The 14,208-nt window shown below is 37.0% G+C and carries 15 protein-coding genes; 5 read left to right on the top strand and 10 right to left on the bottom strand.

Annotated elements, in window-relative coordinates; genetic code table 11:
- The first annotated feature begins 699 nt into the window (after window positions 1–699).
- Window positions 700–1,320 (top strand): cupin domain-containing protein, encoded by a 621-nt coding sequence (locus tag NSQ92_RS23770; protein WP_341153261.1) that lies wholly within the window; start codon window positions 700–702, stop codon window positions 1,318–1,320.
- Between the two features lie 34 nt (window positions 1,321–1,354).
- Window positions 1,355–2,251 carry an SDR family oxidoreductase gene (locus NSQ92_RS23765; protein ID WP_341153260.1) on the top strand — a complete coding sequence of 299 codons (897 nt, stop codon included), beginning with the start codon at window positions 1,355–1,357 and terminating at the stop codon, window positions 2,249–2,251.
- A gap of 48 nt (window positions 2,252–2,299) precedes the next feature.
- On the opposite strand, the gene NSQ92_RS23760 is transcribed toward NSQ92_RS23765, so the two are convergent.
- From NSQ92_RS23760 to NSQ92_RS23745, 4 genes are all read right to left on the bottom strand, one after another.
- Window positions 2,300–4,345, bottom strand: a complete 2,046-nt coding sequence (locus tag NSQ92_RS23760; RefSeq protein WP_341153259.1) for a beta-galactosidase — start codon at window positions 4,343–4,345, stop codon at window positions 2,300–2,302.
- 18 nt (window positions 4,346–4,363) lie between these two features.
- Window positions 4,364–5,224 (bottom strand): sugar ABC transporter permease, encoded by an 861-nt coding sequence (locus NSQ92_RS23755; protein ID WP_047944009.1) that lies wholly within the window; start codon window positions 5,222–5,224, stop codon window positions 4,364–4,366.
- Window position 5,225: 1 nt separating this feature from the next.
- A complete protein-coding gene (locus NSQ92_RS23750; RefSeq protein ID WP_047944007.1) occupies window positions 5,226–6,515 on the bottom strand; it encodes a sugar ABC transporter permease in 1,290 nt (429 codons plus the stop codon).
- A 72-nt stretch (window positions 6,516–6,587) separates the two neighbouring features.
- On the bottom strand, window positions 6,588–7,856 hold the full coding sequence (locus NSQ92_RS23745; protein WP_047944006.1) for a sugar ABC transporter substrate-binding protein: 1,269 nt from the start codon (window positions 7,854–7,856) through the stop codon (window positions 6,588–6,590).
- A gap of 273 nt (window positions 7,857–8,129) precedes the next feature.
- On the opposite strand from NSQ92_RS23745, the gene NSQ92_RS23740 reads away from it, so the two are divergent.
- Together NSQ92_RS23740 and NSQ92_RS23735 are read left to right on the top strand one after the other, a co-directional pair.
- Window positions 8,130–9,119: a LacI family DNA-binding transcriptional regulator gene (locus NSQ92_RS23740; RefSeq protein ID WP_047944004.1), complete on the top strand. Its 990-nt coding sequence runs from the start codon at window positions 8,130–8,132 to the stop codon at window positions 9,117–9,119.
- 145 nt (window positions 9,120–9,264) lie between these two features.
- On the top strand, window positions 9,265–9,750 hold the full coding sequence (locus NSQ92_RS23735; protein WP_047944002.1) for a CBO0543 family protein: 486 nt from the start codon (window positions 9,265–9,267) through the stop codon (window positions 9,748–9,750).
- Here the strand turns inward: NSQ92_RS23735 and NSQ92_RS23730 are convergent.
- The 5 genes from NSQ92_RS23730 to NSQ92_RS23710 all read right to left on the bottom strand — a co-directional run bounded on the left by NSQ92_RS23730 (window position 9,747) and on the right by NSQ92_RS23710 (window position 12,972).
- A complete protein-coding gene (locus tag NSQ92_RS23730; RefSeq protein WP_061800743.1) occupies window positions 9,747–10,454 on the bottom strand; it encodes a YjjG family noncanonical pyrimidine nucleotidase in 708 nt (235 codons plus the stop codon). The genes NSQ92_RS23735 and NSQ92_RS23730 overlap by 4 nt on opposite strands.
- Window positions 10,455–10,523: 69 nt before the next feature.
- Entirely contained in the window at window positions 10,524–10,997 is a 474-nt protein-coding gene (locus tag NSQ92_RS23725) for a DMT family transporter (RefSeq protein WP_061800661.1), read from the bottom strand.
- A gap of 5 nt (window positions 10,998–11,002) precedes the next feature.
- Entirely contained in the window at window positions 11,003–11,716 is a 714-nt protein-coding gene (locus NSQ92_RS23720; protein WP_047943998.1) for a Crp/Fnr family transcriptional regulator, read from the bottom strand.
- Window positions 11,717–11,728: 12 nt separating this feature from the next.
- Window positions 11,729–12,154 carry a DMT family transporter gene (locus tag NSQ92_RS23715; protein ID WP_047943997.1) on the bottom strand — a complete coding sequence of 142 codons (426 nt, stop codon included), beginning with the start codon at window positions 12,152–12,154 and terminating at the stop codon, window positions 11,729–11,731.
- A 176-nt stretch (window positions 12,155–12,330) separates the two neighbouring features.
- Window positions 12,331–12,972, bottom strand: coding sequence for an FMN-dependent NADH-azoreductase (locus tag NSQ92_RS23710; protein WP_047943995.1), 642 nt, complete (start codon window positions 12,970–12,972; stop codon window positions 12,331–12,333).
- A 193-nt stretch (window positions 12,973–13,165) separates the two neighbouring features.
- On the opposite strand from NSQ92_RS23710, the gene NSQ92_RS23705 reads away from it, so the two are divergent.
- A complete protein-coding gene (locus NSQ92_RS23705; RefSeq protein WP_061800667.1) occupies window positions 13,166–13,627 on the top strand; it encodes a GNAT family N-acetyltransferase in 462 nt (153 codons plus the stop codon).
- A gap of 105 nt (window positions 13,628–13,732) precedes the next feature.
- On the opposite strand, the gene NSQ92_RS23700 is transcribed toward NSQ92_RS23705, so the two are convergent.
- Window positions 13,733–14,098, bottom strand: a complete 366-nt coding sequence (locus tag NSQ92_RS23700; protein WP_061800669.1) for a YybH family protein — start codon at window positions 14,096–14,098, stop codon at window positions 13,733–13,735.
- Window positions 14,099–14,208: the final 110 nt, after the last annotated feature.

Here is a 14,208-nt window from a genome sequence, read left to right as displayed (position 1 = left end):
TTCTATCTCCACTTTGGCTGATTTATCTGGAGTTTGGCTGATTCCCTCTCCACTTTGGCTGATATTTTCAGAGTTTGGCTGATTCTATCTCCACTTTGGCTGATATATTCGGAGTTTGGCTGATTCCCTCTCTACTTTGGCTGATATATTCAGAGTTTGGCTGATTCTACCTCCACTTTGGCTGATATATTCGGAGTTTGGCTGATTCCCTCTCCACTTTGGCTGATTTATCTGGAGTTTGGCTGATTCTACCTCCACTTTGGCTGATATATCCGGAGTTTGGCTGATTCTACCTCCCTTTTGGCTGATATATTCGGAGTTTGGCTGATTCTACCTCCCTTTTGGCTGATATTTTCAGAGTTTGGCTGATTTCTCCTACACTTTGGCTAATATATCCATAATTTAGCTAATTTACCCCTTCACCTTGGCTGGTACACTCATAATTTCACCTATTCCCCTACTATTTTGACTAATATAATACTTATACTTTTACTGATTTCCCCACTATTTTAACTGTTATACCCAAAATTTTGCCGATTCTCCCACTTCGATTTCCGCCCTTCCCTATCCATATCAAGCCATTGCCTACTTTTCCTACAAACAAACTGATTTTCCCACTCATAGGCCAACCTAGTTTTGTATATATTTAAAGTTGTAAGCCATATAAATATTTCCATATGAAAAATAGGAGGCTACATCATGTCTGTTAATCCAGCTTCCCCTTCCTTTCAACTATTCGGGGATTCTACCCAGTCTGTTAATTATAAAAGGGATTCTTATAATTACATTACACAGTTATTTTCTGAACAATTACCTGCGATACATACTGGGTTATTCAATGTCCATCTTAATCAAGGATTCATTGTTCAGCCGCACTGGCACACAAATGTGAATGAACTTGTTTTTGTCATTAGTGGGGAAGTTATGACCTCTGTCTTCAACCCCTTTACACAAAGCATCATGACTTATCATGTAAAACCCGGGCAAGCTTCCCAATTTCCAAAGGGGTGGTTCCACTGGATAGTAGCATTGCGAAACAATACTCATTTTCTTACTATTTTCGACCAGCCGCAACCTGATATCGTGTTTGGTTCTGATTTTCTACGTTTTTTGCCAAAGGAAATTGCTAACAGAGCTTATTGTGTAAACGAAGCCGCCTACGCACATGCCATTGCCCCCATTACCCAGTCTACTATTCTCGGGCCACCACCAGGATGTGACCAAATCGGAGGAGTCCTAAACTATCCATACCATGCCACTCAGCCTTCACCCACTATACATCCTTATCTCAATCTTTCCTCTCCTCCCCACGCTTATTAACCAGGAAAAGTAAGAAAGGATGGAGGTTATTACTGTGACAAAGAAACAACATTATGGTTCTGAAGTAAAATGTGAAGAAATTGAATGGACGTTTCCTCCTCAGCAGCAAACACGGCAGCCGGGGTTTGAATATTTGATGGATCCACTTCCAATTTTTGATAACCCTAAATATATCGGAACAGGTAAGTTAAAGGATCGTACAGCTATTATTACCGGCGGAGACAGCGGCATTGGCAGAGCCGTTGCCGTCGCTTTTGCGAAGGAAGGGGCGAACATTGTTATCTCTTATTTTGACGAGCATACAGATGCAGAAACAACAAAGCGAGTTGTCGAGCAATATGGTCGTTCCTGCTTACTGATTCCAGGAGACTTGCGAAGAAGAGAACATTGTGAATTCATTGTGCAAAAAACATTAGAAACGTTTGGGAAAATTGATATTTTGGTTAATAATGCAGCTGTACAATTTTTGCGAGAAGACTTAACTTCCATACCAGATGAACAATGGGAATTAACGTTTGATGTAAATATCCATGCCTATTTTCACTTAACAAAGGCTGTCTTGCCTCATTTAAAAGAAGGAGCCAGTATTGTTAATACGACCTCTTTGGTTGCCTATATTGGGGTAAGTGACTTGATTGATTATACGACGACTAAAGGTGCGATTGTTAGTTATACAAGAGCGCTAGCCAACAACCTTGTGCAAAAAGGTATCCGTGTGAACGCTGTTGCTCCTGGACCTTTCTGGACACCCATCCAGCCTGCTTCACAATCAGCTGAAAATATTGCTACATTAGGCTCAGATGTACCAATGAAGCGGGCGGGGCAGCCGTATGAAATTGCTCCAGTTTATGTGTTGCTTGCTTCTGATGATGGTTCTTATATGACAGGACAAACGATTCATGTAAATGGCGGTGCTATGGTTACGACTTAGAACAGCAAAAAAAGGACGATATCCGTCGTCCTCTTTTGTTATTCCTCATTATTTTTCTCTTTTTAACACCCTTACTTCATATGGCAAAAGTTCTATCTGTTCTTGCTTTATTTCTTGTGTAAGTAAATCGAAAAAGGATTCTTTTAACGTTACTGTTTGCTTTTGTTCTGTAAAATTCATGACAAATAAATAGTAGCACTCAGCCGAATCCCTTCTTTGGACGGAAACACCTTCTTTATGCAGAATTTCCCTTTCGCTGTCAAGATTACCTTCTTTTTGCAATTCCTCATAAAAATCATCTAAAAAGGCCTGTTCCGTTCTTGCCCCTATAAAATAGGCTTTTCCTTTCCCGTAGCAGTTTTCTACAACAGCAGGATTCCCTTGATAAAAGTCCTCCATATACGTCGCTAAAATATTCGCTTCTTTCCTTTCAAAAATGGTGCAATAATCTTTTATTTCATATTGCTTCCCTTTATAGATAAGGGTATTTCTATCTTTTGGATAAAGAGTATCTGTTTCTTTTACATCAATGCCAAATATTCGTTTTAGCGTTGCCGGCCAACCTGATAAATGGGCAAGATCCGTTTCATTAACAAGGCCACTAATATATGAACTTACAAGTGTTCCTCCATTTGCAACATAGTTTTCTAATTTAGAAATTGTATCAAGAGACATCATGTAGAGCATTGGAGCAATAACTAAATCATAGGAAGCAAGCTCTTGATTTAATGTAACTATATCGACACTAATATCCTTTTTCCAAAAACTTTGATAATGTTTTTGCAACGTTTGAGGATATTGCTTTGTTGAATCGGAGAATCCTTGTGCATCGTTTAACGCCCAGTTATTTTCCCAATCATATACAATTGCTACTCTTGCTTGTTTATGTGTTCCCTTTACTTCAGCAATCTTCTCTAGAGCTCCACCAACTGCTGAAACCTCTTGAAAGACTCGATTCGTTTCACTATTATCATGATCCACTACTGCCCCATGAAATTTCTCGGAGGATCCTCTTGATTTTCTCCATTGAAAATACAGAACACTGTCTGAACCATGTGCGATAAATTGCATGGAGGATAGCAAATGCATACCAGGTCTCTTCGTTTTATTCACATCATGCCAGTTGACGCCACTTGGTGTACTTTCCATAATGAGAAAAGGCTGTTGTTTTAAAGAGCGATACAAATCATTGATAAAACCAACTTTTGCAGCTAAGTCCTTTGTTTCCTCCCAATCATTGTGCCAAGCAGGATAGCAATCCCAACTAACAATATCCACATGCTTTGCAAACTCACTATAATTCAAACTTTGAAAGGGTATTAAATCATGCGTGTCTGCCATAAAGTTTGTTGTAATAGGGATAGATGGAGAGATTTCCCTTAATGGCACTATTTCATGCTTGTAAAAATCAATTGTTTGGTCAGTGACAAAACGTTTCCAATCTAAATTCAAACCATGAACCATACTTTCTCCAATGGAAGAAGGAGATTCAACTTCTGACCAATCTGTGATCGTATGACTCCAAAATGGTCCCCACCAAGCATGATTTAGTTTATCTAAGGTCCCATACTTCTTTTTCAGCCAATTACGGAAATTATCTTGGCAAAGTCCACAGTGACAATCGCCGCTATACTCATTGGAAATATGCCACATTAGTAACGCAGGATGATTTCCATAGCGCTCCGCTAGCTTTCTATTAATAATTGCTACTTTTTCACGATAGATAGGGGAAGAAAAACAATGATTATGGCGTCCCCCATGTAACATTTTCATGCGATTTTCGGTGGTTCTTAAGACTTCTGGATACTTCTTAGACATCCATGCTGGTCTAGCGCCGCTTGGAGTAGCTAAGATAACTCTCCCGCCCATTTGATAAATGGCCTCTATTCTTTCATCGAGCCAGTCAAACTGGAATTCCCCTTCTGTTGGTTCAAGTGCACTCCATGCAAATACCCCTAAAGTGAACGTATTTGCTTTTGCTAATTTCATCAATCGTAAATCATCTTTCAATATTTCTGGATAATCGAGCCATTGATCTGGATTATAATCTCCACCATGCAATAAGCGATTATCTGCTACTGTTTTATCTGTCATCTTAATGCCCTCCGATTCTTATCCTTTTGTTCCTCCTGCTGTTAATCCAGATACGAAATGCTTCTGTAAAGCTACAAATACAATCGCAACCGGAATACTTATCAGAATAGCTCCAGCTGCAAAGGTGGTGTAGCTTGCTCCCATTTTGTCGCTGACTAATTTATACAAGCCTATCGGAAGTGTATAGTATTCTGGATTTCTCAATATAACCGATGATATCGCGAAGTCTCCCAGCGGAGCAGTGAATCCATTCATTGCAACTACCGCAAGCATCGGTCTAGATAAGGGCATGAGTATTCTCCAAAATATTCTGGTGTTGCTAGCTCCATCAATTTTCGCACTTTCATCCAGGTCAAGCGGTATAGAATCAATATATCCTTTCATTAAATATGTATTCATTGGGATTTGGCCACCAACATAAATAAATATTAAGAGCCAATGGCTATTGATTAACCCAAGCATTTGCGCCAAAACAAAGATTGCGATTAAAGCAGAAAACTGTGGAATCATTTGTAATAGCAAGAATAACATTAAACCATTTTTTCTCCCTTTAAACCGAAAACGAGAGAAAGCATATGCTGTATAAGAGACACATAGTATCGAAAACACCATTGTGAGAATACTAATCTTCATCGAATTCATATACCATTTTCCATAGTAAAGAGTACCTTCCTGTTGAAAAAGGTCTTTATAATGACCCACTGTTGGATTATCTGGGATAATACTCGTACTTACCAAGCTGTTACCCGGATTGAAGCTAGCACCAATCGTCCATACTAACGGATAAATAATAAGGGTACATACAATAAGCAAAAGGAGGTAAGTAAGTGTCATTCGAATAGTCCGCTGTTTTTTGATACTGACCGTTTTTTTGGCCATCTTATTTTACCTCCTTAAAAGAATTCGTTCTTCTGAATTGCCATAAAGCAATACTAATAACAAAAATACTAAGTAAAATCGTCAATGCAGCAGCAAGTGCATATTGACTGTTCTGCATCGTTAATTTATAAATCCAGGAAACTAAAATATCTGTACCACCGGCTGTTGATCCTGGCACAGCTGGTCCTCCCGCATTAAACAGATAGATAATGTTAAAGTTATTAAAATTAAACGTATATTGCGTAATAATAATAGGTGCCATTGAGTATAAAATAAGTGGCAGCGTAATATTTTTGAACTTTTGAATGGGGGAAGCTCCATCAATCGTTGCTGCTTCGTATAGATCATCGGAAATCGATTGAAGTACCCCGGTGGTGACAATGAATATATACGGAAACCCAAGCCATCCTTGTATAAGCAATAATGCCAATCGTGTCCAGTTTGGGCTTGTCAGCCAAGGAATACTATCTATCCCAAAAAAAGCTAAGATGGAAGTATTAATCGCCCCAAAGCTATCATTGAACATGCCTGCAAATACTAAAATTGTTACAAATCCAGGTACAGCCCACGGTAACACTAAAATAGTACGAAAGAATTTTTTAAAGCGTAATTCCTTCTGATGAACCACCACCGCTAAAAAAATCCCTATTGCCACTTGAAGCGTTGAGGCAATCAGTGTCCAAATTAAAGTCCATCCTAATACATCAAAAAAAGTAGCTCGCCATATATCGACGGTAAATATCTTCTTAAATGTCTCAAGTCCTACCCAATCCACTAAATTAGCGGGAGCGGAATGGTACAGGTCATAGTTAGTAAAGGCAAGTGCAAAACAAAATAGGATCGGAAAAATAACAGAGAAAATAAGTAAAAGGAAAGCTGGACTTGTAATGATATATGGATATCCTTCTGCTAAAAGAACCTGATACTGCTCTTTTATGGAGGGAATAGCAAATCCTTCTTCTCTTCTCTTTCCAATCGCATACGCATCTTTTATATTGAAGTAATAAAAAGCTAATCCGAAAAAAATAACAATTACAGCGATAATGCCCTCTGCAAGTAAGAAGATGGAATTATCTCGGGGCACTTGTTCCCCAAGCGTAACAATCCCCCATAGTCCCATATTAAATAAATCCTTAAAAACAACAATAAATGCGATAGAAAAGATAAGGAAGAATGCTCCCTTTCCCCATTGTTTATTATAGAACTGCCCTAAACCTGGAATGATTGATAATAATGCAGCCCTTTTCGCTGTCTTTGTATCTGTATCAACTGCCTTTGCTTGGAAGCTCATACTTAAACTTCACCTCTCTCCTTTTAAAAGGGACCAGTATTTTTTGGATACTGTGCCCCTCCTTGTTCCTAGTTAGTTTCCACTATTAGCAGCAATGGAACCTTTGATTGTCTCGACCGCTGTTGACAGAGCCTCTTTTGGCTTCGCTTTTCCTGTTGCAATCGTTTGAAGTGCTGAGTCAATTGGCTGCCACACTGCATCCATTGCTGTAATGCCTGGTGTTAATTGTGAATATTGAGATTGATTCGCTACTGCCTTTGCATTTTCACTTTCTGTCACAGCTGGATCTTCTGCTAACGCCTTTACTGCTGGAACTTCTTTCGTAATTTCATAGCGTGTTTTCGAATTCTCTTCATTTGCTAAAAATCCAACTAATTTTTCTGCTAGTTCTGCATTTTTACTATAAGTGCTTACGTTATAGCTTTTCACCCCGATGAAGGATCCCATATGTTCTCCATTTGCTAACATCGGGAGCTCTGCTACTCCATAATTGACGCCTGCTTTCGCATACGGCTCTAAATTCCACGGTCCAGAAATAACCGCAGCGGCTTTCCCTTCTGTAAATAGAGAATCCAGAACATTTATCCCTTGCTCGCCAATAATTCCGGATGGGAACAATCCATCTTTATAAAATTTAGAAATATACTCTGCTCCTTCAATGGCTCCTTCATTTGCTAAACCAATATCCTCTGGATTGTATGCTCCAGAACTGTCCTGCCCGAATACATAACCTCCATATCCACTTAGAACACCATTTGCATAGTATATTTGATCCCATAAAGCCAATAAGCCATAATTTCCATCCTTGGTTACCCCTTTAGAGAACTCATACCATTCCTCTGTTGTTTTCGGCAATTGGTCTTCACTTACTAAGTCCTTGTTATAGTATAAAATGGTCGTTTCCACGGCTTTAGGAAGCCCATATACTTTGCCATCAACCATTTGGGATTCCATCGCTGCCTCTGTATACATTGACTTTTGCGTATCATCAACTGTGATTTCCTTTAAAATCCCCTCTGTTACAGCCGTTCCAATCTGATCTGCGGGAATTGTGATAACATCAGCTCCTGTACCTGCTGGTCCGTCTAATCGCAAATCTTCTAATTGATCTGCATAAGCTTTCTCTTCAACTTTAATTTTCACGTTATTTTCTTCTTCAAATTTTTTAATTGCATCTGCAATTCCTTCCGACTTGCTTTGATCTTCCCATACAAGGAGATCATAGCCATTGTTATTTTTCTTTGAAGATGTATCGCTATTTGCCTCATCTGATGGTCCACAACCTGCTAATGCTAAAGCTAAAGAACTACTCAAAAGTATTGCGGTAAGCCTCTTTTTCATCTTTTTTCCACCCTTTGCTTTTTCTATTGTCTGAAAACGTTTTCTAACAAAAGAATACTATACAAAGAATTTTTTGTAAATATATTTAGTAATATATTTTATTAAAAAAGAAAAATACAATACTTAATAAATTTAATAATATAATAAATACTAATAAAAATATTTACTTATTAAGAATAACATCAGGAAAATAATTTACTAAAAAACATTACTAATTTATAAACAAATCGCTTATAATGAATGTATTGAGAACAGTGCTTTTAGGAGGTTTACATGGTCACCATAAAAGATATTGCAAAAAAGGCAGGTTTTTCACCATCTACCGTTTCGAGATTATTAAATAATGATTCAACACTCTCTATTTCTCCAGAAACCAAGAAGAGAATTTTAGATACAGCATTTGAGTTAGGATATGAAAGAAAAAGTATTCAACCACTTATTGAAAAGGTTGCACTTCTTTACTGGATTACGGATAAAGAAGAGCTGGAGGATGTTTATTTTAAACAAATGCGATTAGAACTTGAAAAAAATGCTATTAACCATAATATTGAATTGCATCTATACAAACATGAAGACGGTATAAATAGTATCCCCCATGATATTTCTGGCTTTATTGCAGTTGGTGCCTTTTCGATGGAAGAAATTCAAAAACTAAGAAAGAAAACGAAAAAAGGGGTTTTCATTGATACTAATCCTGTCCCTGACCTATATGATGCTGTATTACCGGATACTATAAGAATCACCAAAAAGGCAATCGATTACTTCATTGAAAATGGACATCAAAAAATTGGGTTTATTGGTGGAACCTATCATAATCCAGATACGAATGAAGATGAAATGGATATTCGCGAAATCACGTTTCGTGCACATATGCAGAATATAGGATTGCTCGATGAAAGATATATATTTGGCGAAAGGCATTTTTCCGTAAATGATGGCTATACCGTTACAAAGAAAGCAATTGACTGCTTAAAAGAAGAATTGCCGACTGCCTTCTTTATTGCCTCTGATCCAATTGCAGTCGGAAGTCTTCAAGCTTTTAATGAATATAATATTTCGATTCCAAATAGAGTCAGTATTATAAGCGTCAATAATATAAGTGTGGCGAAATATGTATCACCTCCCTTAACAACCTTTCATATTGATATACCGGAACTATGCAAGACGGGTGTTTCTTTACTTCTTGAGCAAATTCTAGATCAAAGAAAAATTCCAAAAACTGTTTTACTGCAGTCAGAATTAATTAAACGGAAAAGCACATGATTAAAAAGGCAGCGAGGTTTCATTGTCACAAAAAAAGCATCCAAACAGATGCTTTTTTTTCATACTTTCTTCGTATTGGGGGAATATAAAAAAATCCTGTGATAACTTAGAGAAAGGATAATCGTAACTAGACGGGTGATTATTAGTGGAACGGAAAATATTAAGATTCCTCCTATTTTTAGGAATTGGACTTTTACCAATTATCTTTAGAAAAAAACAAGCAAAGGATTGGTTTCTTGTTTTCTTTTTAAAAGGGTATCTGTCTAGTTTTATTGACGGTATTGTTACTTCGAAAAAACGCCTTAGTTTCCCTGTTCGATTTTTACCAAAGCATTTTAAAATAAATGTGTTATTTGATTATTTACTATTTCCGATCACCTGTGTTGTTTATAATCAAATAAGCTATCATTCCAAACTACCGGGAATTATTCTCAAAGCACTTTGTTTTAGTATCCCGATGACGATTGTAGAAATTCTGTTCGAAAAATACACAAAGTTAATCTCCTATAAGAAGGGCTGGAATTGGTATGATACATTGCTAACCGAAACTTGTACCTTCTTAATTTCCAGAACTTGTATTGGACTTATCCGAAAATTAGACAAAGAAGATAAAAAACAATCGATCCATTAAGGGTTCGATTGTTCTTCTTGGTCTAGAAGAATAAGCAATTCTTCTAGTTTGGCTATTTCATATGTTGGCTGGACTTCTAATTCCTTTTTCTTTTTTAATGGATTAAACCAGCATGTATCAATTCCTGCATTGCAGCCGCCTTGTATATCGGCGCTTAGCGAATCGCCAATAATTAAAGTTGTCTCTTTGTTGATTTGCGGGATTCGTTCAAAGCAATAATCAAAGAACTCCTTCATCGGCTTTTGATAGCCAGTATCTTCTGAGACAAATATAGCTTTAAAGAATGGGTAAAGACCTGAGGATTTTAACCGCTTTTCTTGGATTTTTGATATTCCATTGGTCACAATATATAAATCAAAACGATTGGAAATCCTTTGTATTAAATCAAGTGCTCCATCTAGCAGCTGATTTCCTTCTCCTAAATACTTGCGGTAGCTTTGCTGTAATACAACACCATCTACTTTTATGCCCAATGTGTCAAAGAAGAGGGTAAATCTTGTATTGACGACCTCATCGCGCGTTATTTTTCCTTCTTCAAAGGCTTTCCAAAGATCTTTATTGAGCTCTTGATATTGCTTTTTCCATTCATCTCTGTAGGAAACTCCTTGCTCTTGCAGCAATAATCGAAAGGCGTGATCCTCTGCAGCTGCAAAGTCTAGTAAAGTATCGTCCACATCAAAAAGCAATGTTTGATAATACTTCATGCTCCCAGCGTTTTTGCTGATTGTTTCTTCCTTATTATTCAGTAATCCTTGCATGTAAACTCACTCCTATTATTTCAGCAGTTCTTTCACTGGCTGTTTCTTCTCTGATGCACCACCCATTTTGAACACGAGAATTCCACCGATAATAACTAATACTCCTATTAATTGCTTGAAAGTAAACGGAACCTGATCTAATCCCAATAAACCGAAGGAATCAAATAGCAAGGCAAAAACAAGCTGAGAAGACAAAGAAATCGACACAGCATATGTTGCTCCCAAATGCTTAATCCCCTTTGTCATGCATACAACAACACCGACACCAATAATTCCGCTGAACCAATACCATGTGTGCATATTTTCTAAGTGAAAAAGGCCTGTACCTTCTGAAATAATACCCAAAGTAAAGGAGGCAATAAAGCCTAACGCTAACACTAGAGTCGTCGTTGCCCAAAGACCAGCCTTCTGATTTACTCGATTATTAAATATATTCTGCACCCCAACGAGACTCCCGCTAATAAATGCAATCAGTAATCCATATATCATGTTTTTTATTCACCTGCCCCTTCTTCGTAAATACTTTTACCAGCTAAATTCAATAAACCATCGCGGTTTTTCACCATAATAAACCCCTTTTTCCGTTCAATCAATCCATCCTGACAGAATTGCTGTATTACCCTATTTAAATGACGATAGCTAGTGCCAATTAGATTGGCTGTATCCTTAAGATTAATTTCATTACCATCCGTATTGTATAAAGGATCCTCCTTATCAAAAGAAACAGATACTAAATAACTAGCCAGTCTCACTTCCACTGGGTAAAATAAATTGAAACGCATCGAACTAGATTTTATATAGAATTTTTTCGTAATAATATCCAATAGAAACTGCAAGAAAGGGGCATAATCATTCGCATATTGCTTTAAATATCGTTTATGTACACCAATGACCACCCCATCTGTGATAGCTTCCACCGTGTTCAAAATATCTGTATTCCTTACATATTCAACGTCCCCAACCATTTCGATTGGTGTTTTAAAGGATAGAATTAACGTTTTTCCTTCTGCTGTTGTCGTATATATTTTCACCTTGCCATCTACCAAAATGTAAAGATATTCCGCTGCCTGTCCTTGCGTACAAATAAATTCCCCTTGATTAAAAGCATAAAGATGTAAATGGTCTTTCAACTTTTTCGGAAAGATTGCTTCTAATTGAAACTTGCGAATATATTTTTCTATCTGCTCTAGATTTCCCATTTCTTTCACGGATGGTTCTCCTTACATTTTTAATAAAAGAACACCTATTATCATCATACCAATTCCAATAAACTGCGGAGCTCTCATTTGCTGCTTTTCCAGTCCAAACCAGCCATTGCTATCTATTAGAAAGGTTATAAATAACTGGGCAATCAAAGCAGTTGAGATTGTTAACGTTGCCCCCACTAAATGCATGGCGGTAATCGTGCTGAAAATAACAACCGAAGCAAACGAACCTCCCGCCAAATATAATGGCTTTACTTGTTTATATTTTGAAAATGCTTCTTCCTTTACGATTAATAAGATTAGAAATGCAAGTACAAAACCAGTAAATTGTGTAATGGTAGCTGCCTGCCAAGAACCAATATCCTGACTAATTTTTGCATTTGCCACTCCTTGAAGGGTAATGAATGCCCCACCCATTAGTGCAAATAAAATACCTCTCATTTGTTCGACCCCTTGTTGTTTGATTTCCTTTTTAAAGATAATCGATTTCTAAAAATAGGAAAAGGACATATGTCCTAAACATTCCTTCTCCTAGTATAATCTTTTTTCCATAAAAAAACTCCGTCTGAAAACTTAATTTCAAACGGAGTTTATCTATTTAACTAGTTAAATATTTATTAAACAGTTTGTGCTACTAATTTCTTTCCAGCAGCAGCAACTTTTTGTAATCCTTCTTCAATGATAGAAGCAGCTTTATCAGGCATTGCGTTATGACCTTCGATAATAACTTCATCAATGATTTCCATACCAAATACGCCACCAAATACAGCACGCATATAGTTAACAGCCATTTCAGAAGAAGCAGCTTCTGGAGTAGAATAAACGCCGCCACGAGCATTTAAAAGGATTGCTTTCTTATCTGTCATTAATTGAATCATGTTACCTTCTGCATCAAATTTAAAGGCAAAGCCTGCAGCATATACATAATCAATAAATGTTTGTAATTTAGCTGGAATAGTTAAGTTCCAAAGTGGGAATGCGAACACTACTACATCAGCAGCTGTTAAAGCATCCATCGCTTTTTGCTTTGCAGCTAATAAGCGTTGCTCTATATCTGTTAATTCTTCTCCGCTTTGTACTTTACCGAAAGCATCAAATAATTCTTGACCAAAATAAGGAGTATCTTCTGCATAGACATCATATACATTCACATTAAGGTTTTCAGCACCCTTAACAGATTCCATAAATGTTTCATACATTTTGCTTGATACAGCTTCAGCTGCCGGACGATTGTTTGCTTTTACTACTAATACATTCATTTATTTCATTTTCCTTTCCCTTATACAAATTTAAATCTATGTGAACATCATAACAAAAAAAATGGTTCAAAGGCAAATATTTTTAATTAAAGATATTTAATTAAATATTTCCAATCAAAATGCAAATAAGCTATTCCACTTGAATCAGGAAATTAGTAGAATAGTAGGTAAAACAATGAAAAGGATGATGAGGATGCACATTATAATCGACCCTGTTACATCAAAAGAAATCATTGCTTTATTAGAGGATCATTTACATAGCATGACCCTCCACTCCCCTCCTGAGAGCATTCATGCATTAGATGTGGAAGGATTAAGAAAACCAGATGTAACCTTTTGGAGTGCATGGGAGGATGGAGAGCTAACTGGCTGCGGTGCATTAAAAGAGCTAGATAACAAGCATGGAGAAATAAAGTCTATGAAAACCTCCCCTCATCATTTACGAAAAGGAGTAGCAAGAAAATTGCTTCTCCATATTATCGCAGAAGCCAAAAATCGTGGCTATAGCCGATTAAGTTTAGAGACAGGTTCCATGGATGCTTTTCTACCAGCCAAAAAACTATACGAAAGCTTAGGATTTGAGTATTGCGGCCCATTTTCGGATTATACCGAAGATCCGAATAGTGTTTTTATGACGTTAGCATTAGAAAAATAAAATTTTAAATATTCATTCGATTATACTGCAGCCTATTCCGTTTCCACTAATTCACAATGAATAATTGGAAACGGACTTTGGCCTTTATCTTCCTTTTAATCAGTATTACAAGCTGCTCAAATGCTCATGAATAATCTTCCAATTTCCATCTGTATCTTTTACGAACACATTCGTTGCTCGTCCACTGCCTTTTATAAATTCGCCTTTATAATATCCTTCATAATGATAATGATAGACGCATGTTGCTGTGTCATTTCCCATACCTAGCCACTGTATGTCTGCAGCTGAATACTTTTCTTCCTTAATAGTGTCCCACGCATTCTCAAAATAATTTTTTATCTCCTCTTTACTTCTGCATGTTTGATCTGAGAACCAATAGATCGCTTGTGGGTGCAGCAGCCGTTCTACATTTTCGAAGTCATGCGTATTTGTCGCATCAATATATTGCTCTAATAGATTAATTGGACCCATATAAAATAACCTTCTTCCCCATTTTATTTAGATATACCTTATTATAATATGTTTGCATAGAACGAGAACCGATTTGATAAAAATAATGGCTAGTCGTTTTCTATTGGCTT

Source organism: Niallia sp. FSL M8-0099 (assembly GCF_038006945.1).
In the GTDB taxonomy this organism is placed as follows: Bacteria; Bacillota; Bacilli; order Bacillales; family Cytobacillaceae; genus Niallia; species Niallia circulans.
Note: the sequence above shows the minus strand (reverse complement) of the source record. Positions and strands in the feature narration are given on the sequence as shown.

Coding starts and splice junctions, on each gene's coding strand:
- NSQ92_RS23770 (WP_341153261.1), top strand. CDS start 700: ATGTCTGTTAATCCAGCTTCCCCTTCCTTTCAACTATTCGGGGATTCT.
- NSQ92_RS23760 (WP_341153259.1), bottom strand. CDS start 4,345: ATGACAGATAAAACAGTAGCAGATAATCGCTTATTGCATGGTGGAGAT.
- NSQ92_RS23755 (WP_047944009.1), bottom strand. CDS start 5,224: ATGGCCAAAAAAACGGTCAGTATCAAAAAACAGCGGACTATTCGAATG.
- NSQ92_RS23750 (WP_047944007.1), bottom strand. CDS start 6,515: ATGAGCTTCCAAGCAAAGGCAGTTGATACAGATACAAAGACAGCGAAA.
- NSQ92_RS23745 (WP_047944006.1), bottom strand. CDS start 7,856: ATGAAAAAGAGGCTTACCGCAATACTTTTGAGTAGTTCTTTAGCTTTA.
- NSQ92_RS23740 (WP_047944004.1), top strand. CDS start 8,130: ATGGTCACCATAAAAGATATTGCAAAAAAGGCAGGTTTTTCACCATCT.
- NSQ92_RS23730 (WP_061800743.1), bottom strand. CDS start 10,454: ATGAAGTATTATCAAACATTGCTTTTTGATGTGGACGATACTTTACTA.
- NSQ92_RS23725 (WP_061800661.1), bottom strand. CDS start 10,997: ATGATATATGGATTACTGATTGCATTTATTAGCGGGAGTCTCGTTGGG.
- NSQ92_RS23715 (WP_047943997.1), bottom strand. CDS start 12,154: ATGAGAGGTATTTTATTTGCACTAATGGGTGGGGCATTCATTACCCTT.
- NSQ92_RS23710 (WP_047943995.1), bottom strand. CDS start 12,972: ATGAATGTATTAGTAGTAAAAGCAAACAATCGTCCGGCAGCTGAAGCT.
- NSQ92_RS23705 (WP_061800667.1), top strand. CDS start 13,166: ATGCACATTATAATCGACCCTGTTACATCAAAAGAAATCATTGCTTTA.
- NSQ92_RS23700 (WP_061800669.1), bottom strand. CDS start 14,098: ATGGGTCCAATTAATCTATTAGAGCAATATATTGATGCGACAAATACG.